The organism is Nocardioides sp. (assembly GCF_035503875.1).
Taxonomy (GTDB): Bacteria; Actinomycetota; Actinomycetes; order Propionibacteriales; family Nocardioidaceae; genus Nocardioides.
Map to the genome: position 1 here is coordinate 35,859 of NZ_DATJTA010000084.1, position 24,533 is coordinate 60,391.

Sequence of the window (24,533 nt, forward strand, 5' to 3'; positions counted from 1 at the left end):
GCTCCGGCATGACCATCAAGGTGATCCAGTGGGCGACCGGCGGCGTCGGCGTCGCCGCCATCCAGGGCGTGCTCGCGCACCCCGACCTCGAGCTCGTCGGGTGCTGGGTGCACAGCGACGGCAAGCACGGGAAGGACGTCGGCGAGCTGATCGGCGGCGACCCGATCGGCGTCGCCGCGACCACGAGCCAGGACGAGATCCTCGCGACCGACGCCGACTGCGTCGTGTACGCGCCACTCGTCCCGAACGACGACGAGGTCGCCGCGATCCTGCGCTCCGGCAAGAACGTCGTCACCCCCGTCGGCTGGATCTATCCCAACCCCGCGCGGGTCGGCGGCATCGAGGACGCGTGCCGCGAGGGGGGTACGACGCTGCACGGCACCGGGATCCACCCCGGCGGGATCACCGAGCGCTTCCCCTTGATGGCGAGCGCGCTCTCGCAGGGGATCACCCACGTGCGGGCCGAGGAGTTCTCCGACATCCGCACCTACAACGCCCCCGACGTCGTCCGCCACGTCATGGGCTTCGGCGGCACCCCGCAGGAGGCGTACGACAGCCCGATGGCCGGCCTGCTCTCGGGCGGGTTCAAGGCGTCGGTGCGGATGGTGGTCGCCGAGCTCGGCTTCGCGGTCGACGCGGGCATCCGCACCGTCCAGGAGGTGGCCGTCGCGGCCAAGCCGATCGACACCCCGATCGGCGTCATCGAGCCCGGCCAGGTGGCGGCGCGGCGGTTCCGCTGGGAGGCCCTCGTCGACGGCGAGCCGGTGGTCAGCGCGGTGGTCAACTGGCTGATGGGCGAGGAGGACCTGGACCCCGGCTGGACCTTCGGCGAGGAGGGCGAGCGCTTCGAGGTCGAGGTGACCGGCGACCCGAGCGTGCTGCTCACCTTCAAGGGCCTGCAGCCCGAGTCGGTCGCCGCCGGCCTGGTCCGCAACCCCGGCGTCGTCTCCACCGCGAACCACTGCGTGAGCGCGATCCCGTACGTCGTCGCCGCCGAGCCCGGCATCAAGACCTACCTCGACCTTCCGCTGATCGCCGGCCGCGCGGCGCCGCACCTGGGGCACGAGAAGGGCGCGGGTCGATGATCCTCGACCTGTTCCGCCTCGACGGCCGGGTCGCGATCGTCACCGGCGCCGGCCAGGGCATCGGGCGCGGGATCGCGATCGGCCTCGCCGAGGCCGGGGCCGACGTCGTCCTGGCGGCCCGGACCCGCGGCGACCTCGACGAGGTCGCCGCGCAGGTCGAGGCGCTCGGCCGCCGGGCGCTGGTCGTGGAGACGGACGTGATGGTCACCGAGCACCTCGACCGGCTGGTCGCGGCGACGCTGGACGGCTTCGGGCGGCTCGACGTACTCGTCAACAACGCCGGCGGCACCGGACCCCGCGCGGCGATGGAGACCAGCGAGCGGATGTTCGAGAAGGCGCTGCGCTTCAACGTCACCTCGCCGTTCCTGCTCTCCCAGCGGGCCGCGCGCGCGATGGTCGACACCACCGGCGGCGGCAGCATCGTCAACATCTCCTCGCGCTCCTCCGACATGGTGGAGACCGCGTTCGTCGCGTACGGCGCGGGCAAGGCCGCGCTCAACATGATGACGCGCAACCTGGCCGCCGAGCTCGCGCCGCGGGTGCGGGTCAACGCGCTCAGCGTCGGCGGGGTGGCGACCAAGGGCCTCGACATCGTCCTCACCGACGACGCCCTGCGGGCCGAGTTCGTGGCCGGTACGCCGATGGGCCGGCCGGGCGAGCCGCAGGACATCGCCTGCGCCGTGCTGTACCTCGCCTCGCCCGCGGCGTCCTGGGTCACCGGCAAGGTGGTGCAGGTCGACGGCGGGGTGGAGGCGCCCGCGATCTCCGTACCCGTCCCGCCGCTGGAGCCCGCCACCTGATGGACTCCCGCCCATGAGTGGTCAGCCATGAGTGGTCTGCGCGAGCGTCAGCGCGCCGAGCTCCGCGCGCACGTGGACCGGGTGGCGCTGGAGCTCTTCGCCGAGCGCGGCTTCGACGACGTCTCGGTCGAGGAGATCGCGGCAGCGGCCGGGATCGCGCTCTCGACACTGTTCCGCCACGTGCGCAGCAAGGACCAGCTGCTGGTCGGCACGCTCCGGGTCGGCCGGGCCGAGATCGTGGACGGCTTCGCCGCCCGGCCCGCCGACGAGCCGGTGCCGGACGCGCTGGCGGCGGCGATCCTGCGCCGTACCGAGCAGTTCGCCGACGAGACCGAGACCATCGCGCTCTGGCGTCGGGCGATGGCCGCCGCCCCCGCGCGGGTACGCCGCGCCTCCCTGCTCGACGACGACGAGCGCGCCCGTCTGGTGATGCTGGTCGCCGAGCGGCTCGGACTCGACGCGGAGGCCGACCTCGAGCCCGGCCTGCGGGTGCGGGTCGCGCTGGCAGCCGCTGAGCACGCCTACGAGCACTGGCTCACCCGCGAGACCGGGCGCTCCCTGCACGACCTGACCCGAGAAGCGCTGGCGACGGTCTCGTAGCCAGCGCCGCTGGTGCGGCCGCCGGGGGGCGCGTATGTGAAGGTGTCCGGATGCCGCCCCGCACCCGCCGTACGTCCCGCCCCGCCAAGCCCGCCATGCCGGTCCCCGAGGGGGCTCGCCAGGTGTTCACCGACGGCGCCTGCGCGGGCAACCCCGGCCCGGGTGGCTGGGCCTGGGCGATCGACGAGGCGGTCTGGGCGAGCGGCGCCGAGTCGCCCTCGACGAACCAGCGGATGGAGGTCCGCGCGGCGTACGAGGCGGTGCGCTCCCTCGAGGGTCCGCTGCTGGTGGTGAGCGACTCGACGTACGTCGTGAACTGCTTCCGCGACGCCTGGTGGCGCGGCTGGCGTTCGCGCGGCTGGACCAACAGCGCCCGCCAGCCGGTGGCGAACCGCGACCTCTGGGAGCCGTTCGTGGACCTGGTCGAGGCCCGTGGCGAGATCGCCTTCCAGTGGGTCAAGGGCCACTCGGGCAACCGGATGAACGACCTCGTGGACCGGCTCGCGGTCGCCGCGGCCAAGGACGGCGGCAGCACCGGCCGCATCGCGGCCCCGCAGCCCCCGGCATCCGACGACGCACTCTTCTGACAGGACGCCGAGTCGGCAGAAGTTGCGCGTCGAGTCGGCAGAAGTTGCAGTCAGACCTGACGTGAACTTCTGCCGACTCGGCACCGACCCACGACGACGGTGGCGTCCAGGTCGTCGTCGTGGTGTACGGCGGCGGCCAGCCCGGCCGCGGTCATCAGGTCGCGGGTGAGCGGGGCCTGCGCGACGCTGGTCTCGATCAGCAGCCGACCGCCGGGGGCCAGCCAGGCGCCGGCGTCGCGGACGACCCGGCGCTGGACGTCGAGCCCGTCCGGCCCGCCGTCGAGCGCTACGCCGGGCTCGTGCAGCCGCGCCTCGGGCGGCATCAGCGCGATCGCGTCGTGCGGCACGTACGGCGCGTTCACCGCCAGTACGTCGACCCGCCCGCGCAGGCCGTCGGGCAGGGCGTCGTACAGGTCGCCCTCGTGGACCTGCTCCAGGTTCCGGCGGGCGCACCGTACGGCGGCCGGGTCGACGTCGGCGGCATGCACCTCCAGGCCCGGTACGGCGGCGGCCAGCGCCGCGCCGATCGCACCCGTCCCGCAGCACAGGTCGACGGCCACGTCGCCCGCACGCAGGCACGCGGCGCCCAGCCGGACGACGTACGACGTCCGCTGCCGCGGCACGAACACCCCCGGCTCGACGGCCACCCGCAGCCCGCAGAACTCCGCCCAGCCCACCAGCACCTCCAGCGGCTGCCCGGCGACCCGCTCCTCGACCAGCCGGGCCAGGTCCGCCTCGTCACGGGCCGCCTCGCGCAGCAGCGCCGCCTCCTGCTCGGCGAAGACGCAGCCGGCCGCGCGCAGTCGGGACTCGATCACCCCGCCATCATCGACCCCGGACGGGAACTAGAACGCGTTATAGTCCGCGCGTGGCAGCCCCAGACGTCTTCGCGCCGGTCCAGCTCGGGCCGGTCACCCTGCGCAACCGCACCGTCAAGGCCGCGACCTTCGAGGGCCGCGCGCCCGAGGGTCAGGTCACCGACAGCCTGATCGACTACCACCTCGCGGTCGCCCGCGGCGGCATCGGCCTGACGACCGTGGCGTACCTCGCCGTCGCGCCCGAGGGCCGAACGCACCGCGAGCAGATCGTCGTCGGAGAGCACTCGCTCGCTGGCCTGGCCCGGATGGCGGACGCGATCCACGAGACCGGCGCCGCGATCGCCGGGCAGGTCGGCCACGCCGGCCCGGTCGCCAACGGCCGCTCCAACGGGGTCAAGGCGATCGCCGCGAGCCCGATGCCGAGCCCGCTGTCGATGCAGATGGTGAAGTCGGCGACCGAGGCCGATCTGACCCGCGTCACGAAGGCGTACGTCGCCACCGCGCGCACTCTCGTGCGCGCGGGCTTCGACGTCCTCGAGCTGCACATGGCGCACAGCTACCTGATCTCGTCGTTCCTCGCGCCGGGCCTCAACAGGCGCAAGGACTCCTGGAACGGCTCGCTCGAGGCCCGGGCGCGGCTGGCCCGGCAGGTCGCGCGCGCCGTCCGCGACGAGGTCGGCGACGAGGTCGCGGTGACCGCGAAGATCAGCGTCAGCGACGGCTTCAAGGGCGGCGTCACGACCGCCGACGGCATCGCGTTCGCCCAGCTGCTGGAGGCGGACGGCACGATCGACGCCCTGCAGCTGAGCGGCGGCAGCTCGCTGATGAACCCGATGTACCTGTTCCGCGGCGAGACGCCGGTCAAGGAGTTCGCCGCCTCGATGCCGCTCCCGGTCCGGCTCGGCATGCGTACGCCGGTGGGCCGGTCGTTCCTGAAGTCCTACGAGTTCACCGAGGCGTACTTCCGCCCCAAGGCCCTGCAGTTCCGCGAGGCGCTCTCACTGCCGCTGATGCTGCTCGGTGGCATCAACCGCCGCGACACCATGGAGCAGGCGATGGCCGACGGCTTCGACTTCGTCGCCATGGGCCGCGCCGTGCTCCGCGAGCCCGACCTGGTCAACCAGCTGCAGGCCGGCGAGGTCGCCACCGGGATCTGCATCCACTGCAACCGCTGCATGCCGACCATCTACTCGGGGACGCGCTGCCCGGTGATCACCCCGGAGCCCATCCAGATCTGACGGATCGGCCCGCTCAACGACCCGCGGACGACGGCGCCTGACCACCAGCATCCCGATCCCGACGAGGGCCGCGGCTCCGACGCCGACTCCACCGAGCTGGAGCGCGGCGCTCCGGGCGCCGGTGGCGTGGTCCCCGCCGTCGACCGCGTCGGCCGTCGTCAGCGCCCACGTCACGGCGCCGGTGTCCGCGACGTACGCCTCGCCCTGCCCGAAGGGGCCGGACGCCAGGGTGCGGTAGGCCTCGTCGACGTCGGTGAGCGTCGCGATCCGTACGTCGGCCGCGGACACCGGCCCCCCGCAGTCGAAGTCGAGCGTGGCACCGGTGGCCTCGACGTCGTCGACGGGCAACAGGGTTCCCGCGCAGGGCTCGTCCGCCGTGACCTCGACCCGCTCGAGCAGGTAGGCGGAGAGCTGCGAGGCCCGGGCCAGCTGCACCCCCGGCGGCTCGGTGGACTCGTCGGGCACGAGCTCGCCGTCCTCGATCACCGTGAGGCTGCCGGCGTTCACGCCGAGCCAGGCGGCCAGGACGCCGAGGTCGTCCGGGGAGGCGTTCCAGACGATGCGCAGGCCGTCGTCGGTCGCGCTGATCTCGGCCGACTGCGGCTCACCGAACGGGTGGGCGTCGGCGGCGAGGGGCGGCGAGAGACAGAAGGCCGCCCCCGCCAGTGAGGTGAGCGCCGCGCAGCGCCGGGTCCACAGTCGTCTCATCGCGAGGGCAGGAAAGCCGAGCCACCCGACGGCCAGGTGGACCGGACGTGAACGGCGGGGGACTGCGGCCGGCACGAGCGAGGTCGGTTCAGCCGGCCCGGCCCCGACTGTTCACCCGGTCCACCCCGACGGGTCGCGACCGTGCCCCCTCCGGTTATTCGACGGCGGTTGCCTGAGCGCGCCCGGCCGCCGTGCCGGGAACTCGGGCGCAGGCCAGCAAGGGCATCTCAGGATCCAGCACACCAGCGAAGAGAGTCGCATGTCGTACCTCGAGTCCCCACGGACCGAACGTTCCCTCCTCTCCCGTCTCGGGGTGGCGACCCTCGGCCTCGCGGTCGGCGCCGGCGGGCTGTCGCTCGTGTCGCCGGCGTACGCCGCGACGATCGACGGCCTCACGGGCTCGGGCAGCGCCGCCGACCCGATCGTCATCGACTCGGCCGCCGACCTGGACGCGGCCGCGGCCCACGTCAACGGCGACCACGCGACGTACGGCGCGCTCGCCTACCGCCTGGGCGCCGACATCGACTACGCCGGCGGCACGTTCGCGACGTTCCAGCGGTTCTCGGGCACCTTCGACGGCAACGCGCACGAGATCCGCAACGTCTCCTACGGGTCCTGGGTCGACGGCGACACCGAGCGCATCGCGTTCTTCGGACGCCTGGACGGCGCCACGGTCGTCGGCCTCACGCTCACCGGCGTGAGCGCGGTCAAGGCCGGGACGACGCTCCCGGCCGGCGCCACGACGGCGGTCACCTCCGGCCTCACGACGCAGGCCACCAGCGCCACCATCGACGGCGTCACGGTGCTCGACGCGACCGTGCGCAACGACAGCCCGGCGAACAACCCGTTCGACGCCGGCTTCGTCTCGCGCGTCGCCGGCACCGCGGAGGCGCCCGGGGTCATCACGAACAGCATGCTCGGCGGGGACGTCACGGTGTCCAGCGCCGGCAAGTACGTCAGCGCCTTCGTCGGCTACCAGGCGGCGTACACGACCGTCAGCGACAACCTCGTCGCCGCCGACCCGGACGCGGGCTACATGTCACGCAGCGCCGCCGGCGGCGCCAACATGAACGCCGCCGCGCTGGTGAACTACGGCGGTGCGGGCATGACCGACCAGGAGATCGCCGGGAACGTCGTCCTCTCCGGCTCGGTGTACTCGCACGCCACCGGCACCAACGGCAACACGGTGAGCTGGATCGCGGGCTTCAACCACGCGGAGATCGACACCTACGGCACCAACCTGGTCAACGCCGACCACAACCGCACCGGCTTCCCGGCCGTCGCCGAGACCGCCCCGGAGGGCCACCCGCTCCGGTGGACCCGCCGGGCGGGCACGGCCTACGCCCACGACGTCGCCGGCAAGTGGGTGCTTGGCAACGACGGCACCGCGACCTCGCCCGCGGAGCTCGCCCAGCAGGCGACCTACGAGGGCCTCGGCTGGGACTTCGCCCCCGGCACGGGCGACTGGCGCTGGTCGGAGGACCTCGGTCACCCCGTCCCGGCGCGGGCCGACCTCGACGGCCACGACGAGATCTCCTACGTCCTGAACGGCGGGACCAACGGGGCCAACCCGGTCGCGTACTCCGCCGCCTCCGCCGCCATCACGCTGGCGGCCCCGACCCGCGCCGGCTACACGTTCATTGGCTGGACCGGCACCGGCCTCACGGGGCCGACCACCGAGGTGACGGTCCCGGCGGGCTCCAGCGGCGACCGGGAGTACGTCGCGAACTGGGCGGCGGTCTCCTACGCGCTCGACGTCGACCTCGCCGGCGGCTCCGTGACGGACCCGGCTCCGTCGACGTACACGGTCGAGTCGGACGACATCGGCCTGCCCACGCCCACCCGCCCGGGCCACGCCTTCGCCGGCTGGACCGGCACCGGTCTGGACGAGCCCGCCGCGACCGTGACGATCGCGGCCGGCTCGACCGGGGACCGCTCCTACACCGCCACCTGGTCCGCCGGCGACGCGATCACCTATGACCTGGCCGGCGGCACCGCCACCGGCGCCAACCCGGAGACCTACCTCCCGGGCGACGCCGACATCGTGCTGGCCAACCCGACCCGCGACGGCTACACGTTCGCCGGCTGGACCGGCACCGGCCTCGACGGGCCGTCGCTGACCGTGACGATCCCGACCGGCTCGACCGGCGCCCGGTCCTACACGGCCACCTGGACCCTCGACCCCGCCGCCATTGCGGGCGTGAGCGGTGACGGCACCCCGACCAGCCCCTACCTCGTCGGCACCGCCGCCGACCTCGACGCCGTGGCGGCGGCCGTGAACGCCGACAACGCGACGTACGGCCTGCGCCACATCGAGCTCACCGCCCACGTGAACTACGGCGGTGGCACCTTCGCGACCTTCCGCGAGTTCTCGGGCGTCCTCGACGGCGCCGGGCACGAGATCACCGACCTGACGCTGCAGCCCGGCACGACGGCGGACGCCGCCGACGCCAACGCGACCCAGACCGGCTTCGTCCAGGTCCTCGCCGGCGGCACGATCAAGGACCTGACGCTGAAGCGGCTGACGTCGGTGACCGCCGGCACGACCACCTCCCGCGTGCAGCAGGGGGGCGTCGTCGGGCGGAGCTCGGGCGGGACCGTCGCCGGCGTCGCGCTGGTCGACTCCGAGGTCCGCTCGGCGGACAACACCGACAACTCCTCCGCCGTCGGCGGGCTGGTCGGGAAGACCGTCGGCACCGCCACCACCACGATCCGCGACAGCCTGCTCTCGGGCACCACCGTCTCGGGGGACAAGCGCGTCGGCGGGATCAGCGGCTGGCAGAACACCGACGCGACCGTCGAGGACAACCTGGTCGTCGACGCCTCCGTGCGCCATCACGGGACCTCCGGCGCCGGCGCCGCCTTCGTCGCCGGCCACACCGTCTGCGTGGGCGCCCTCACCGGGAACGTCGTGGTCTCGGGCACGCTCCAGCAGGCGTCCCCGGCCGGCTACGGCTGGATCCGCTCGGCCGCCACCGGGTGCGCGACGTCGGACAACCTGGTCAACGCGAACAACAACATCGACCCGGCCTCCCCGGTCGGCCACACCGCGGCCCCCGACCCGAACCCGTACGACGTCCTCTGGGTCGGGACGACCCTGCTGTCGGCGAGCGGCTGGGACCGGGGCGATCTCGGCACGTACACCCCCGCGGCCCAGCTGGCTCAGCAGGCGACCTACGAGGCCCTCGGCTGGGACTTCGACACGGTCTGGACCTGGGACGCCGCGGCCCAGCACCCGGTGCTGCAGCGGGCTGCCGGCCCGGTCGTCGAGCCGCCGGTCATCACCGTCACCGGCACGACCGCGTCGTACCGCGTGGGCAGCAGCCCGACGGCGGCCGAGGTCCTGGAGCGCCTCGGTGCGAGCGTCGACCGGGGCACCGTCGCGCTCGACCTGAGCGCCGTCGACTTCGGCACGCAGGGCAGCTACCCCGTCACGGTCACCGCGGCCGACGGCGACGAGGTCGCCGCCCCGGTCACCGTCACCATCGTCGTCTCCGAGCTCGACGGCGAGGGCACCGAGGCCTCGCCGTACGTCGTCGCGTCGGTGTCCGACCTCGACGCCGCCGTCGCGATGGTCAACGCCGACGAGGCGCAGACCGGCGCGGCGGCGGGCTGGTTCGAGCTGGCCGCCGACCTCGACTACGCGGGCGGCACCTTCGAGACGTTCCGGCGCTTCTCCGGCGTCCTCGACGGCAACGGCCACACGATTAGCGACCTGACGCTGCGCCCGGGCACCATCGCCGACGGGGCCGACGCCGGCGCCACCCAGACCGGCTTCGTCCAGGTCCTCAGTGGGACCATCCGGGACCTGACGCTGCGCGATCTCCGCTCCGTGACCGCCGGTGGCACCACGGACCGGGTGCAGCAGGGCGGCTTCGCCGGCCGGGCGGCCGGCGCGACCATCACGGGCTCGGCGCTGATGAACGCCACCGTGAGCAGCGCGAACAACACCGACAACTCCTCCGCGGTCGGCGGCCTGGTCGGCAAGTCGACCGGTGCGGGCACCACCATCGCGGACAACCTGCTCGCCGGGGTGAGCGTCAACGGCGACAAGCGCGTCGGCGGCGTGTTCGGCTGGGCGAACGTCGGGGTCGACGTCTCCCGCACCCTCGTGCTCGACACGTCCGTCACCCAGAACGGCGGCTCCGGGGCCGGAGGCGCCTTCGTCAACGGCCACACCGTCTGCGTCGGCGCCCTCACCGGCAACGTCGTCCTCACCGGCAGCATCCGGCAGACCGCGGCCGCCAACTACGGCTGGATCGCCACGGCCGCGAGCGGCTGCACCGCGACCGACAACCTCGTGAACGCGAACAACAACATCGACCCCACGACTCCGGTCGGGCACACCAGCGCCCCCACCCCGAACCCGTACGACGTGTTCTGGTCGGGCTCGAGCCTGCTCGACGCGGGCGGTGACGCCTGGACCCGGGGCCAGCTCGGCACCTACACCTCGCGCGACGACCTCGCGCGGCAGGCGACGTACGAGGGCATCGGCTGGGACTTCACGGCCGGGACCGGCGCCTGGCGCTGGGACGACGAGCGTCGCCACCCGGTCCCCGCCGGGGTGACGTTCCCCGAGGTCGACCTCGAGCTCGACCTCGCGGGCGGCACCGACGGCGACGCCAACCCGGCCACGCACGGCTACGCCGTCGGCCGGACGCTGGTCAACCCGACCCGCACCGGCTACGTGTTCGACGGCTGGACCGGCACCGGCATCGAGGGCGCGTCCCGCAACGTCACGCTGCCGCGCTACCCGAGCGCCCCGCTGGCCTACACCGCGACCTGGACCCCCGTCGCCTACGCGGTGAGCTACGACCTCGCCGGCGGTACGCCGGCCGGGGCCAACCCGGCGTCGTACACGGTCGAGAGCGCGGCGTTCACGCTGGCGAACCCGACCCGCGAGGGCTACGCGTTCGCCGGCTGGACCGGGACCGGGGTCGAGCAGCCGACCGCGACCGTGACGGTCGCGGCGGGTTCCACCGGCTCCCGCTCCTACGCGGCCGCCTGGACGCCGATCGGCTACCCGCTGAGCTACGACCTCGCCGGCGGCGAGGCGGGCGCGGGCAACCCGACGTCGTACACGGTCGAGAGCGCGAACTTCACGCTCGCGAACCCGACCCGCACCGGCTACGCGTTCGCCGGCTGGACCGGCACCGGCCTGACCGGCGCCACCACCACGGTGGTGGTCGCGCGGGGCTCGTCGCAGCCGCGCTCCTACACCGCCACCTGGACGCCGATCGTCTACCCGATCATCTACGCCCTCGGCGACGACGCGGACTTCACCGGCCCGGTGCCCGGCACCTACACGGTCGAGTCGGAGGCCATCACCCTGCCGACGCCGGTGCGCCCCGGCTTCGTGTTCGCCGGATGGGACGGCACCGGCCTGACCGGGCCGACGCCGGTCGTGACGATCCCGCGCGGCTCGTCCGGGACCCGCACCTACACGCCCACCTGGGACCGGGTGCACACCATCACCTACCGGCTCGCCGGCGGCGCTCTCGCCCGGCGCAACCCGGCGACCTTCACGGTGCGGACCGCGCCGTTCACCCTCGTCAACCCGACCCGGCCGGGCTACGACTTCGCGGGCTGGGCGGGTCTGGGCGCCACGACCCGGACGCTGACGATCCCCCGCGGCACGTCGGCCGACCTGGTGCTCACCGCGACCTGGACGAAGAAGGCCAAGGCCCGGTCCACGGTCCGGCTGAAGGTCGTCCGGAAGGGTGCCCGGCGACAGGCCGAGGTCACCGTCGGCACCGCCTCCGGCTACGCCGCGCCCGCCGGGACGGTGCGGGTCAAGGTCACCGGCAAGGTCACGCGGAAGGTGAACGGCCGCACCACGAGGGTGCGCGTCACCCGGACCCTCCGGTCCACCCTGCGCGCCGGCACGGCGACCGTGACGATCCCGAAGCGGCTGCCCGCCGGCCGGTACCGGATCACCGCGACCTACGCGGGCGACGCGTTCTACGCCGCCCGCACCTCGAAGGCCCGCTCCTACACCCACAAGAAGTGACTGCCACCGTGAAGAAGCCCTCGCTGCGTCCCCTCGCCCTCGTCGCCGCCGCCGGGCTGGCCGGCTCCCTCCTGGGAGCCGTCAGCCCGGCCGCGGCGGCCACCGTGCCCGGCCTCACCGGCACGGGTACGGCGGCCGACCCGGTGGTCATCGCCTCCGCCGCCGACCTGACGGCCGCGGCCGAGGCGGTGAACGCCCAGCCGGGCACGTACGCCGGGTTGAGCTACCGCGTCGACGCCGACATCAACTACCAGGGCGCCACGTTCCCGACCTTCCACACCTTCACCGGTCAGTTCGACGGCAACGGGCACGCGATCAGCAACATCGGCGGCTACGCGACGAGCGTGAGCACCGGCTTCTTCCGCAGCGCCACGGACGCCACCATCTCGGACCTCACCCTGGTCGGGGTCAACGTCACGGTCGCCGGCGACCCGCCGACCGCCGGGCACTTCGCGGCGGCGCTGGTCGAGACCGGCAACAACGTCACCGTCCGGGGCAACTCGCTCATCGACTCCAAGGTCGAGCTGCTGAAGGCCTCGATCACCGCGACCAACTCCCGCGCGTCGGGTCTCGTCAACCGGGTCTCGGGCGCCAGCGTCATCGCCGACAACTACCTCGACGACGTCGACGTCATCGGCAAGAAGTACCCCAGTGCCGTCGTCAACTGGGTCTCGGCCGGCAGCCCCGTTGTCGAGCGCAACCTGGTGGTCGACACGCGCGTCAACGAGGACACCCAGGGCGCCGGGTCGTCGGCGGCGTACGTCGTCCTCGACCCCAACGCCACGACCACGATCCGCGACAACGTGGTCAAGTCCGGCTGGATCTACATGGACGCCAACACCGGCTCCGGGCGCACCTTCGGCACCGGCTGGATCACCGCGGACAAGGACGGCACGGCGACCGGCAACCTCGTCAACGCCAACAACAACCGCAACTTCGACGCCGAGGGTCACGTCGAGCAGACCGTGAAGACCCGCGGCACCGGCACCTACGACCTCGCCTGGGACAGCGACATCGACCTCACCTCGGTCCCGAGCGAGACCGGCGCGACCGGCACCACCTGGCGCATCGGTCACGACGGCAGTCCGGCCTCGCCGGCGGAGCTGGCCCGGCAGGCGACGTACGAGGGCATCGGCTGGGACTTCGCCGCGGGGTCCGGCACCTGGCGCTGGGAGCCCGTGATGGGCAACCCGGTGCCGCGGAACGCGCAGGTCCCGCCGCTCAAGCGGGCCGGCGTCGCCGGCTCCGGGACCACGGCCGACCCCTACCTGATCGGCTCGGTCGGGGACCTGGAGGCCATGCGGGCCGCGGTCGCCTCCGACCACGGCGTGTACGGCGCGGACACCTTCCGCCTCGTCGCCGACATCGACTTCGCGGGCGCCGAGTTCACCGGCCTCGACCGCTTCTCCGGCACCCTCGACGGCAACGGCCACACGATCGCCAACCCGACGTACGCCGCCAGCGACGGCTCCGCCGACCTCGGCCTCGTGCGCGAGCTGGACGGCACGATCCGCGGCCTCACCCTCGCCGGCGTACGCCTCGCGCCGGAGGCCGGCACCGAGCGCGTGTCGGCGGTCGCGGTGAGCGCGGGCGGCACCGAGACGCGCCCCGCCACGATCACCCAGGTCGAGGTCGACGACGCCGTCCTGAGCGCGCCCGCCGCGGCGCGCGGTGCCGGCCTCGTCGCCGAGGCGGGCGCGCACACGTCGGTGCACGACAACGACGTCGAGGTCGCCGTCACCGTCGCCGACCTCGCGGCCGGCCTGGCCGCGACGGTCGAGGGCGACGCCGCCGTGCGCAACAACCTGGTCCGCGAGGACTCCTCGGTCGCGGCGCCCCGGGCCGAGAAGGTCGTCGGCCGCGACCTCGGGCCCGCGACGACCGTGCGTGGCAACGTCGTCGTGGGCGACGACGCCGACGGTCTCGACGAGCACGCGAAGTCGACGTACTCCGCCCTGGGCTGGGACTTCGTCGACGCCTGGATGTGGGACCTCGCGACCCTGCTGCCGCGGATCAAGTACGTCGCCCCGGAGGAGATGCCCAACCGCATCACCGCCACGTTCCACGGCGACCCCGGGACCCGGCGCGCCTTCACCTGGTACCAGGACCTCGCCGACGCCGTCGAGCCCGGCGCGATCGTCAGCACCGACCCGCGCTTCCCCGACGACGCGACCCGGATCTTCGAGGCCCAGGCAGAGGAGAGCAACGAGGGGGAGAGCCTCTACCGCGTCGTCGCGACCGACCTCACGCCCGGCCTGACCTACTACTACCGCGTCGGCGACACCTTCACGGGCAAGTGGAGCGAGACGGGGACGTTCGAGACCGCCGACGGCGGGGACGACTTCAGCTTCATCGGGCTGACGGACACGCAGGCCCGCGGTGGCGCCACCGAGGCGGCCGTGTCGGCCAACACCCTGGACCAGGCGCTGCGGACCGTGCCGGACTCCGAGTTCATGATCCACGCCGGCGACGTCGTCCAGACCAGCGAGGAGGAGCTCGACTGGGTCGACCTGTTCGACAAGTCCCAGGCGAGCCTGTTGGCGAACACGATCGCCCCGGTCGCGGGCAACCACGACGGCGCGCCGGACGAGTTCACCGACCACTTCACGCTCGAGGCTCCCGACGGCCAGAACACCTCGGCCGGCGTCTACTACTCCTACGACTACAACGACGCCCACTTCGTCATGCTCAACACCAACGAGGGCCGGGGGCGCTGCCAGCTGCACGGGTTCGGCAACGACACCGACTGCGACGTCCTCAGCGACGAGCAGGTCGCCTGGCTGCGCGCCGACGTCGCCGCGGCGCGCGAGGCCGGCGCGAAGTGGATCGTCCTCACGATGCACAAGGGCGTCTACACCGCGGGCGCGCACCCCTTCGACGCCGAGATCCTGCGCCTGCGCGACAAGCTCGTCCCGATCATCGACGAGCTCGACATCGACCTGGTGATCCAGGGCCACGACCACTACTGGACGCGCACCAAGGAGCTCTTCTCCGACCCGTCGTCCCCGGTCAAGGCCCGCGCGGCCGCCCCGGCGTCGGAGGTGATCGAGGAGGTCATCGGCGGCGTCCGGGTCGAGTACAAGGTGGACCCCGAGGGCACCCTCTTCGTCACCCCGGGTACGGCGGGCGCCAAGCACTACAGCCAGCTCGAGGACGGGATCGCCGAGGGGATCAGCGAGGACGACTACCTGGGTCTCTTCGAGAGGCTCGGCGGCGGCCTCAGCTTCTCCAGCAACTCCCACCCGTCGTTCCTCGAGATCGACGTCGCCGACGACCGGCTGACGGTCAACCGCCACGAGGTCGACGGCAACGGCCGCGCGTACTTCGCCGAGGGCTTCGGCATCGACCGCGAGACCTCGCAGGTCGACGCCCTGCTGGCCGCGCTCCCGGCAGCCGCCGACGTGACCCTGGCCGACGAGCCGGCCGTCCGCGCGGCCCGGGTCGCCGTACGGACACTCACCGAGGCGCAGCGCGGAGCGCTCGGCCACCTCGACCGGCTCCGGGCCGCCGAGGCGGCCCTGCGCGTCCTGCACGGGGTGGCGTCGTCCGACGGCAGCGAGGTGGCGTGGGCCGACGCCGGCGCGACCGAGCGCCAGCCGGTCACCGTCAGCAACGACCAGCGCCGCACCCTCACCGACGTACCCGTCCGGCTGCAGATCGAGGACACCCCCGACGTCGAGGCCGACACGTTCGCGCTCTACACCGACCGCAGCGTCCCCGTCCCCTTCGAGGTCGAGACCTGGCAGCCCGGGGGGACCTCGGTCGTCTGGGCGCGTCTCGACCAGCTGACCAAGCTGGACTCGCAGGTCGTCTGGGCCTACTTCGGCGGCCTCGGGGCACCCGACAACGACCCGCGGGACGTGTGGGGCGAGGACTTCGAGCTCGTCGAGCACTTCGCCACGGACCTCGCCGTCGGCGACGCGCTCACCGACTCGACCGGCAAGGTCACCGGCACGCTCGTCGGGTCCGAGCTGACCGCGGTCACCGACTCCGAGTCGGCGCTGCCGGGCAGCGGCTCGGTGCGCTTCGACTCCTCACGCCTGCAGTACGACGGCAACGTCGGTGCGAGCGCCAAGAAGTTCACCGTCTCGGGCATCTTCGCCCTCACCCCGGGTGACATCGCCGCCATCGGCGGCGAGCGCAACGCCCTGGTGGCACGCAGCGTGCCGGGCGCCGAGGAGCCCACCATGGAGCTCGGCCTGCGCAAGGCGGACGGGCTCTTCCAGGCGCTCACGCCGTTCGACGACGCCACCACGGCGATCCCCACGGACGCCGAGCCGCACGTCGTCACGGTCACCTTCGACGAGATGACCTACGCGGTGTTCGTCGACGGGGTGGAGGCCCACTCCGCGATGGCCGAGGGGCGCCGGTTCCCCAACCTGTTCGACGCGCCCCTGACCGTCGGCGACTCCGGGGTCGACCCGGACGACCCCAACCGGCTGCTCGAGCCGTTCCTCGGTGTCGTCGACGAGCTCTGGATCGCCACCATGCCGTTCATCCCGGAGCTGGACGCGTTCCGCGCCGACAACTACTTCGGCGACGCCGTCAGGCTCGGGAAGCGGGAGACGCGGTCCGCCGACGAGCTGGTGCTCGCGCTGGGTCGCCCCGGTGACGGCGCGGACGTGGAGGCCGGCCGGGTCGACGTGTTCGGGTCGGTGTCCAAGCGCTCGGTGCTGACCGCGGAGATCGGCGGCGAGACCGTCTTCGAGCAGCAGGTCGAGGCGGGCGTGTTCACCGTCCCCGTGCCGGTCCTGACGACCGGGTCCGGGGTGGAGGTCACCTTCACCGCCACGACCACCGCCGAGCCGAGCCTGGTCTCGGAGCCCGCCGTACTCCGTCTCGACGTGAGCGACACGACGGCTCCGCGCACCCCGCTCACCACGGTGCAGCGGCCGGCCAACGACTCCCTCCGACTGCAGGTCACCCCGCAGACGGACCTTCCGGAGACCGTCGAGGCCCAGTACTACGCGAACGAGTCGGTCCCGCTGGGCTCGGAGAACGTGCAGGTCCGCACCGGCGCGACCGCCGACCGCGAGCCCGGCGCGCTCACGCCCCTCAGCGGTACGCCGACCGGCGAGCTCACGCCCGCGACCGTCGGCGACGACGAGAACCCCTTCCAGATCTACCGGTTCACCCTGACCGAGGAGCAGGCCGCCGAGGACGAGTGGCACTTCTCCTGGCGGGGCAAGGCCGACAAGCGGACCGTGTCCGCCTGGGTCTGGGACACCGAGGCGCAGAAGTGGCAGCTGAAGGAGGACGACGCCAGCCCGGAGGGTGCCGACGTCAACCTCGACGTCCGGACCACCGCCGCGGAGCACCCGGTGTCCGACGGGCGGGTGCTCACCGTGCTCGTGTGGCGTGGCCTCACCGCGCTGCCCTGGGCCGAGAGCGAGGACTTCGACGACGTCCTGCCGTCGGCCGACGACTACGACTGGTCGTTCAACCACGTCGGCGACACCCAGCTCTACTCCCAGGCCACCCCGTGGACGATGACGGAGCAGTTCGAGTACATCGCCGACAAGGCCGCCGAGCGCAAGACCGCGATGGTCGTCCAGGCCGGCGACTGGGTGAACAAGGAGGAGTTCGAGGACGAGTGGCAGTGGCGCAACGCCGAGCCGTCCGCCCAGGCCCTGGAGGAGGCGGACATCCCGCTCGCCGTCTCCTGGGGCAACCACGACTACAACGAGTCGTACAACGGTCGCCAGATGCTGAAGAAGTACTTCCCGATGGAGCGCTTCGAGGAGGGTCTCGAGGGCTCGCCGTGGTCGTTCGGCGGCCACCTGGACATCGACAACTACTTCTACACCGGTGAGATCAGCGGCTCGAAGATCCTGTGGCTCCAGATGGGCCACTGGTCGGTCGAGCCGGGCATGAAGAACACGCCCGCCGGCATCGCGTGGGCGCAGTCGGTCATCGAGTCCCACCCCGACCACAGCGTCATCCTCTCCACGCACCACCACCTGTGGGCGCGCGACGCGAACAACCCGTACTCGAACCCCACGATCAACGAGCTGATCGATCCCTACCCGAACGTCAAGCTCGTGCTGTCCGGTCACCAGTCCGGGACGTTCGTGACCTCGCGGACCAACAGCGGCGGCTCGCGCGTGGTCGCGATCCTGACCGACTACCAGACCCGCGCCTGGGGCGGCCACGGCTTCCTGAAGAACCTCAGCGTCGACGCCGAGAACAACCTCATCTACGTCAACACCTATAGCCCGTGGCTGCAGCGGACGACGTCCGACGGTCGCTGGAGCCAGGAGATCCCGAAGCCGAGCACGCCGGGCTACTGGGGCGAGAACTCCGAGAACTACGTCATCGAGGTCGACCTCGGCGGCGCCCAGCAGCGCACCCTGGAGACCTCGCGCGTCACCTTCGCCTCCGGTGCGCCCGAGGCGCTCGGCGAACCGGTCACCCTCGTCGGCGACGAGCAGGGCGAGGTCACGTTCCACCCCGACCTCGACGTGACGCAGGAGTGGTACGCCGTCCTGACCGACGGTGCGGGCAACAGCGTGACCTCGAAGACGAACATCGTCCGGCGGGTCGCCAGCTTCGCGATCGGCTACGACCTCGCCGGCGGCCGGGCGCCGGAGACCGAGAACCCGACGACGTACACCTCGGAGGACGCCGTGACGCTGGCCGCGCCGACGCGCACCGGCTACACGTTCCTCGGGTGGACGGGGGCCGGGGTGACCTCGCCGACGGCGACCGTCACGATCCCGGCGGGCTCCACCGGCGACCGCAGCTACACCGCGCACTGGAGGGTGACCCCCTACCGGCTCGGCTACGACCTCGCGGGCGGCTACCTCACCCGGGCGAACCCGACCGAGTACACGATCGAGACCGGTGCGCTGAGCCTGAGCAACCCGCGGCGCTCGGGCTTCGACTTCGCCGGCTGGACCGGCACCGACCTGAGCGGGCCGACCACCGAGGTCACCGTCCCGGCCGGGTCGGTCGGCGCGCGCTCGTACGTCGCCACGTGGACGCCGCGGGGCTTCCCGATCACCTACGACCTGGCCGGCGGCACGGCGTCGGGCAACCCGGCGTCGTACACGGTCGAGTCGGCGGCGTTCACGCTGGCCAACCCCACGCGTCCCGGCCACCGGTTCACCGGCTGGGTCGGCACCGGGCTGAGCGGGGCGTCGACCTCGGTCACCGTGGCGACCGGCACGAGCGGCGCCCTCACGTTCCGGGCGACCTGGCAGCCGTTGGCGAAGGTGAAGCCCTCGGTGCGCGCGAAGGTGACCAGGACCCGGGGTCGGGCGAGTGCTGTCATCGTCACCGTCCCGCCCGCCTCCGGCCGGACCGCGGCGACCGGCACGGTCGTCGTGAAGCTGACCGGCACGGTGACCAAGCGGGTCAAGGGCAAGGCGCGCCGCGTCTCCGTGACTCGGACCGTGCGGGGCACCCTCACCGCCGGTACGGCGCGGATCGCGCTCCCCAAGCGCCTCCCCGCCGGCCGCTGGCGGGCGGTCGTGACCTACCGCGGCGACGCGTCGTACCTGTCGGCGCGCGCGAAGGTGGTCCGCTTCCGGCTGTAACGCGGTGTCCACCGACCTGGTGCTGTGTCGCAGCACCGCACCAGGCGCGTGGACACCGCGTTACAGCGGCGGTCCCGAGCCCTTCCCTGGTCACTAGAACGTGTTCTAGTGTGCGACGCATGTCACAGGTCATCCCCGAGAAGCCGCTCCGTGTCGTCGTCTGGTCGACCGGGACCATCGGCCGGCACGCGATCGCCGGCATCGACGCACACCCCGACCTCGAGCTGGTCGGGGTCTGGGTCAGCAACCCGGACAAGCACGGCAAGGACGCCGGGGTGCTGGCCGAGCTGGGCCGCGAGCTCGGGATCGCGGCCACGACCGACCGCGACGAGCTGATCGCGCGGGCGCCGGACGCGATCGTGCACACCGCGATGGCCGACGACCGCGTCTTCGAGTGCATCGAGGACCTGATCTCGTTCGTCGAGGCCGGGATCAACGTGACGTCCAGCGGGCCGGTGCTGCTGCAGTGGCCCGAGGGGATCCTGCCGCCCGAGTTCATCGCGCGGATCGAGGACGCCTGCGTGCGCGGCAACGCCAGCATGCACATCAACGGCATCGACCCCGGCTTCGCCAACGACATCCTCCCGCTGGTGATGACCTCGCTGAGCCAGCGCATCGACGAGGTCCGGGTCATGGAGATCTGCGACTACTCGACGTACTACCAGCCGGTCGTGATGAACGACCTGTTCGGCTTCGGCAGGCCGATGGACCAGGTGGGCGCCATCTTCGCGCCCGGGATCCTCGGCATGGCCTGGGGCAGCGTCGTCCGCCAGATCGCGGCCGGCCTCGACATCACGCTCGACGAGCCGCTCACCGAGGAGGTCGACCGCCGGCCCGCCGAGTGGGACACCGCCAGCGTCAGCGGCGACGTCGCGAAGGGGACCATGGGCGCGGTCCGCTTCCAGGTGATCGGCAAGGTCGACGGCGTCCCGCGGGTCGTCCTCGAGCACATCACCCGCACCGACCCCGACCAGGTGCCCGAGTGGGAGCAGCCGCCCGCCGGCGGCGACGGCGGCTACCGGGTCCGGATCACCGGCGAGCCGATGATGCAGGTCGACTTCACCCACCACGGCGAGCACGGCGACCACAACGTCAGCGGCATGATCACCACCGCCCAGCGGATCATCAACGCCCTGCCCGCGGTCGTCGCCGCGAAGCCGGGACTCGTCCGCGCCGTCGACCTCCCGCTCGTCACCGGCCGCGGGCTGGTGAGCGGCTCGTGAGCATCCTCGACCGCTTCGCGCTCACCGACCACGCCGCGATCGTCACCGGAGCGGGCCGCGGGCTCGGCGCCGCCACCGCCGTCGCGCTCGCCCAGGCCGGGGCCGACGTCCTGATCTCCGCCCGCACCGAGCGGCAGCTCGACCGGGTCGCCGAGCAGGTGCGGGCCACAGGGCGCCGGTGCCTCGTCGTCCCGGCCGACCTCAGCGACCTCGACGCCGTCGCCGGTCTCGCCCAGGCGGCGTACGACGAGTTCGGCCGGCTCGACACGGTCGTCAACAACGTCGGCGGCACCTTCCCGACGGAGTTCCTCAAGACCAGCAACGAGTTCCTCAACGAGGCGTTCAGCTTCAACGTCACCACCGCGCACGCGCTGAGCGTCGCCGCCGTACCGCTGATGCTGAAGGAAGGCGAGGGCCAGAAGTCGATCGTCACCATCAGCTCGATGATGGGCCGTACGGCGGACCGCGGCTTCGTCGCCTACGGCACCGCCAAGGCCGCGCTCGCGCACTGGACGAAGATGGCCGCGCAGGACCTCGCGCCGCGCATCCGGGTCAACGGGATCTACGTCGGCTCGATCCTCACCAGCGCCCTCGAGTACGTCGCCGGGCAGCCGGAGCTGATGAGCCAGCTGGAGACCAAGACGCCGCTCGGCCGCGTCGGCGAGCCCGAGGACATCGCCGCGGGCGTGCTCTACCTGGCCTCGCAGGCCGGGCAGTACGTCACCGGCAAGCTCCTCGAGATCGACGGCGGGATCCAGCAACCGACCCTCGACCTCGGGTTCCCCGACGTGTCCGTCTAGTAGATGACCGAGTCCGCTGCTCGCACGCTCCGCGGCGCCCATCACGCACGCTGAACGCCACTCGCATGCACGAGCACCGGACTCGGTCATCTAGGGTCGGATACGTGCCGTCGTCAACCAATTCCACCTCGACCGCCCACGCCATCTCCCCGGACTCGGGGACCCACTGGAGCGCCGAGGGCGCCTGGCGGGTCGCGGAGGGGATCCACCGGATCCCGCTGCCGCTGCCGATGGACGGGTTGAAGGCGATCAACGTCTACGTCATCGAGACGCCGGACGGGCTGACCCTGATCGACGGCGGCTGGGCGATCACCGAGGCGCGCCAGCTGCTCGACCGCTGCCTGAAGGAGGTCGGCTACGGCTTCGGAGACATCCGCCGGTTCCTGGTCACCCACGTGCACCGCGACCACTTCACGCTGGCCACCGTCCTGGGCCACGAGTACGGCGCGGAGGTCGCGCTCGGTCTCGGTGAGAAGCCTGCGCTGGAACTGCTCAACGACGACAGCCTCGACCGCAACCCGTTCATCGACGTACTCGTCACGGCCGGGGCCCGCGAGGTCGCCGAGCAATGGGGCCACGGGAGCGAGGAGGCCCCCGACCCGAGCCTGTGGGCGTTCCCGACGACCTGGCTCGAGGGCGACCACCGGATCGAGGTCGGCGACCGCACGATCGACGCCGTCCACACGCCGGGGCACACGCCCGGCCACTTCGTCTTCGCCGAGCAGGCCGAGGGGGTGCTGTTCGCGGGCGACCACGTGCTGCCCACGATCACCCCGTCGATCGGCTTCACGGTGCCGCCGCCGGCGACCCTGCCGCTCGGCGACTTCATGGCCTCGCTGACCAAGGTGCGGGCGCTGCCCGACCTGCGGATCCTGCCCGCGCACGGCCCCGTCGCCCCGTCCTCGCACCAGCGGGTCGACGAGCTGCTGTCCTTCCACGACCACCGGCTCGACCTGAGCCTGGCCTCGCTGGCCGGCGGTCCGCGGACGGCCCACGTGGTCGCCCAGGACCTGCCGTGGACCCGCCACGACCGGGCCTACACCGAGCTCGACGTCTTCAGCCAGGGCATGGCCTCGATGGAGACCAAGGCGCACCTGGAGCTGCTGGTCGCGCAGGGCCGCGCCACGCGCACCGAGGACGCCGAGGGCGTGGTCTTCACGGCGGTGGCCTGACCGGCGTAGGTTCCGGGGGCATGTCGTACCCCGACCCGCGCTACCTCGGCGAGACCGGGGAGCCCAGCGCCTGGTTCCGCCCGGCGAGCACGCCGCCGGACCTGCCCCGGCCGGGCGGGGCCGCGCACTACCTCGCCACCGGGGCGCAGACCGACGGCCGGTTCGGGCTCTACCGCTGGGACATGGGTCCCGAGCCGTCCGGCGCCATGCCGCACTTCCACCGCACCATCAGCGAGTCGTTCTTCGTCCTGTCCGGGACCGTGCGGCTGTACGACGGCACCGAGTGGATCGACTCCGGCCCCGGCGACTTCGCCTACGTCCCCGAGGGCGGCGTGCACGGGTTCCGCAACGAGTCCGGCGAGGACGCCTCGCTGCTGATCCTCTTCGCCCCGGGTGCGCCGCGCGAGGCGTACTTCGAGGGCCTGGTCGAGATCGCCGAGGGCCGCTGGCAGCCGAGCCACGAGGAGCTGCAGGCGTTCCTCGTGGAGCACGACAACCTCTACATCTGAGGTCCGCCGGGTCGCACCATCCGCAGGTGCGGGATGCCGTCCTCGAGGAACTCCGGCCCGTCGGCGACGTACCCGAACCCGGCGTACCAGCCCGCCAGCGGCGCCTGGGCGTCGAGCACCGAGGGACGCGCGCCGACGACCTCCAGCGCGGTCCGCATCAGCGGATCGGCGAGCCCGCGCCCGCGTGCGGCTCGGGCCAGCACCACCCGGCCGACCCGCGGCTCCTCGCCGTCGGCGTCGAGCACCCGCACGTAGCCGGCCACGGCCCCGTCGAGCCGCCCCACCAGGTGCCGGGTCCCGGGCTCGGTGTCGCGCCCGTCGAGGTCGGGGTACGCGCACTCCTGCTCGACGACGAACACGTCTTGCCGCAGCCGCCACACGTCGTACGCCGTCCGCGCGTCGAGCTCGTCGAAGTTCAGCGTCCGAATGTCCATCAGGCGAGCGTAGGAGGCGGCCGGAGCGGGTGCGTCGCGACCAGCGCCGGGACACGTGAGGTCGCAGCGACGTGGTCGCTCAGGACCCGCCCCACCCGGCCGGCCAGGTCGACGACACGGTCGTAGTCGTCCACCAGCGCCCGCGCGTGGATGGGCTCGTGGTGCGCGATGCGGTTGCGGAGTCGCCGGACCTCGTCGAGCTCGGCGTGGAGCGTCCGTCGACGAACCGGCCCCTCGAACGCGAATCGCAGAGCGGGCTGCCACAGTCGGCGGTTGTACTCGTCGGCGAGGAGCGACCACCAGAAGCCGAAAGGAAGCTCCGCGACGACCTTGCCGCGTGGGGCGCCCGCACCTCCAGCGTGACCCTGGGCGACCGAGACGGCCCGGCGCGAGCGAGGCGTCAGGAGCGGCGACGTGGGAGAGAGCCAGTCTGGCGCCAGCCGCTCGCCGGCTGTCTGGTCCATGGCATTGCGCAGGCCGACTTCGAGGTAGTGGATCGACTCGAAGAAGGCGGCGCCGACCGAGGTGTTCCAGTCGTAGAGCGCGAGGGCCTGGTCCCAACCGCCGTCCCAAGCGCCGCCCCGGACGGCGGTGAGGTACGGCGCCATCCGCGTAGGCGAGAGCAGGGTCGACAACGCCCACGGCTCCCGCGACACGATCGACCTTTCGACGGTTGGCTCTGTCGGTTCGGGAGCGTAGGGTTCAGCACCGACAGAGAGCCCCGGGATCAACGGCGTAGCGGCGCGAGCCAGCGAAACCCCCCGGGGCCTTGTCGTTTCTCGGGGCCGGAGCCGGAGTCCGCTGATTCATCACGGTATGCAGACGAGCGGGCACTCCCCACGGCGTACCCACCGTGGCAAGCGACAACTGGTCTGGGCGCGCTCGAGGGGTGAGCGCAACACCTGGGTGATGGGTGGTGCGCGATGCCGCGTGGGGTTGAGGTTCCGCGGGAGGTACGGCGGGGTTTCTGGCGAGGTGTGAGGGCGGGTGTGGATCCGTCGGTGGCGGCGT

General features: G+C 72.7%; 14 protein-coding genes. 11 read left to right on the forward strand and 3 right to left on the reverse strand.

Annotated features, from left to right (window positions below; translation table 11 throughout):
- Positions 1-8 precede the first annotated feature (8 nt).
- From VMF51_RS19985 to VMF51_RS20000, 4 genes are read left to right on the forward strand one after another with little or no spacing between them, the layout of a single operon-like run.
- The gene (locus tag VMF51_RS19985; RefSeq protein ID WP_325476222.1) at positions 9-1,085 is read left to right on the forward strand and encodes a hypothetical protein; all 1,077 of its coding nucleotides are present in this window, start codon (positions 9-11) and stop codon (positions 1,083-1,085) included.
- Positions 1,082-1,885, forward strand: a complete 804-nt coding sequence (locus tag VMF51_RS19990) for a glucose 1-dehydrogenase (protein WP_325476223.1) — start codon at positions 1,082-1,084, stop codon at positions 1,883-1,885. The genes VMF51_RS19985 and VMF51_RS19990 overlap by 4 nt, the downstream gene beginning before the upstream one ends.
- 27 nt (positions 1,886-1,912) lie before the next feature.
- Positions 1,913-2,485: a TetR family transcriptional regulator gene (locus VMF51_RS19995; protein ID WP_325476224.1), complete on the forward strand. Its 573-nt coding sequence runs from the start codon at positions 1,913-1,915 to the stop codon at positions 2,483-2,485.
- Positions 2,486-2,535: 50 nt separating this feature from the next.
- On the forward strand, positions 2,536-3,072 hold the full coding sequence (locus VMF51_RS20000; protein ID WP_325476225.1) for a ribonuclease H: 537 nt from the start codon (positions 2,536-2,538) through the stop codon (positions 3,070-3,072).
- A gap of 50 nt (positions 3,073-3,122) precedes the next feature.
- Here the strand turns inward: VMF51_RS20000 and VMF51_RS20005 are convergent, their stop codons facing one another.
- The gene (locus VMF51_RS20005; protein WP_325476226.1) at positions 3,123-3,890 is read right to left on the reverse strand and encodes a putative protein N(5)-glutamine methyltransferase; all 768 of its coding nucleotides are present in this window, start codon (positions 3,888-3,890) and stop codon (positions 3,123-3,125) included.
- A 50-nt stretch (positions 3,891-3,940) separates the two neighbouring features.
- Here VMF51_RS20005 and VMF51_RS20010 point away from each other — a divergent pair, with 50 nt between their 5' ends.
- The 7 genes from VMF51_RS20010 (at position 3,941) to VMF51_RS20040 (ending at position 23,088) form a co-directional block, all read left to right on the forward strand.
- A complete protein-coding gene (locus tag VMF51_RS20010; protein ID WP_325476227.1) occupies positions 3,941-5,128 on the forward strand; it encodes an NADH:flavin oxidoreductase in 1,188 nt (395 codons plus the stop codon).
- Positions 5,129-6,149: 1,021 nt separating this feature from the next.
- Positions 6,150-11,846 (forward strand): beta strand repeat-containing protein, encoded by a 5,697-nt coding sequence (locus tag VMF51_RS20015; RefSeq protein WP_325476228.1) that lies wholly within the window; start codon positions 6,150-6,152, stop codon positions 11,844-11,846.
- Positions 11,843-19,384, forward strand: a complete 7,542-nt coding sequence (locus VMF51_RS20020; protein ID WP_325476229.1) for a metallophosphoesterase — start codon at positions 11,843-11,845, stop codon at positions 19,382-19,384. Before VMF51_RS20015 ends, VMF51_RS20020 begins: the two co-directional genes overlap by 4 nt.
- Before the next feature lie 119 nt (positions 19,385-19,503).
- A complete protein-coding gene (locus VMF51_RS20025) occupies positions 19,504-20,607 on the forward strand; it encodes a diacylglycerol kinase (RefSeq protein WP_325476230.1) in 1,104 nt (367 codons plus the stop codon).
- Positions 20,604-21,407: an SDR family oxidoreductase gene (locus VMF51_RS20030; protein ID WP_325476231.1), complete on the forward strand. Its 804-nt coding sequence runs from the start codon at positions 20,604-20,606 to the stop codon at positions 21,405-21,407. Before VMF51_RS20025 ends, VMF51_RS20030 begins: the two co-directional genes overlap by 4 nt.
- Before the next feature lie 104 nt (positions 21,408-21,511).
- Complete coding sequence (locus VMF51_RS20035; protein WP_325476232.1) at positions 21,512-22,579, forward strand: MBL fold metallo-hydrolase; 1,068 nt, start codon at positions 21,512-21,514, stop codon at positions 22,577-22,579.
- Between the two features lie 20 nt (positions 22,580-22,599).
- Positions 22,600-23,088 carry a cupin domain-containing protein gene (locus tag VMF51_RS20040; RefSeq protein WP_325476233.1) on the forward strand — a complete coding sequence of 163 codons (489 nt, stop codon included), beginning with the start codon at positions 22,600-22,602 and terminating at the stop codon, positions 23,086-23,088.
- On the opposite strand, the gene VMF51_RS20045 is transcribed toward VMF51_RS20040, so the two are convergent.
- Positions 23,079-23,522: a GNAT family N-acetyltransferase gene (locus VMF51_RS20045; RefSeq protein ID WP_325476234.1), complete on the reverse strand. Its 444-nt coding sequence runs from the start codon at positions 23,520-23,522 to the stop codon at positions 23,079-23,081. The two genes, VMF51_RS20040 and VMF51_RS20045, sit on opposite strands and share 10 nt — an antisense overlap.
- Complete coding sequence (locus VMF51_RS20050; RefSeq protein ID WP_325476235.1) at positions 23,522-24,130, reverse strand: hypothetical protein; 609 nt, start codon at positions 24,128-24,130, stop codon at positions 23,522-23,524. Before VMF51_RS20050 ends, VMF51_RS20045 begins: the two co-directional genes overlap by 1 nt.
- Between the last annotated feature and the right edge of the window lie 403 nt (positions 24,131-24,533).

Excerpts from the sequence above, each read along its gene's own strand:
- VMF51_RS19985 (WP_325476222.1), top strand. The coding sequence starts at position 9 with ATGACCATCAAGGTGATCCAGTGGGCGACCGGCGGCGTCGGCGTCGCC.
- VMF51_RS19990 (WP_325476223.1), top strand. The coding sequence starts at position 1,082 with ATGATCCTCGACCTGTTCCGCCTCGACGGCCGGGTCGCGATCGTCACC.
- VMF51_RS19995 (WP_325476224.1), top strand. The coding sequence starts at position 1,913 with ATGAGTGGTCTGCGCGAGCGTCAGCGCGCCGAGCTCCGCGCGCACGTG.
- VMF51_RS20000 (WP_325476225.1), top strand. The coding sequence starts at position 2,536 with ATGCCGCCCCGCACCCGCCGTACGTCCCGCCCCGCCAAGCCCGCCATG.
- VMF51_RS20025 (WP_325476230.1), top strand. The coding sequence starts at position 19,504 with ATGTCACAGGTCATCCCCGAGAAGCCGCTCCGTGTCGTCGTCTGGTCG.
- VMF51_RS20040 (WP_325476233.1), top strand. The coding sequence starts at position 22,600 with ATGTCGTACCCCGACCCGCGCTACCTCGGCGAGACCGGGGAGCCCAGC.
- VMF51_RS20045 (WP_325476234.1), bottom strand. The coding sequence starts at position 23,522 with ATGGACATTCGGACGCTGAACTTCGACGAGCTCGACGCGCGGACGGCG.
- VMF51_RS20050 (WP_325476235.1), bottom strand. The coding sequence starts at position 24,130 with ATGGCGCCGTACCTCACCGCCGTCCGGGGCGGCGCTTGGGACGGCGGT.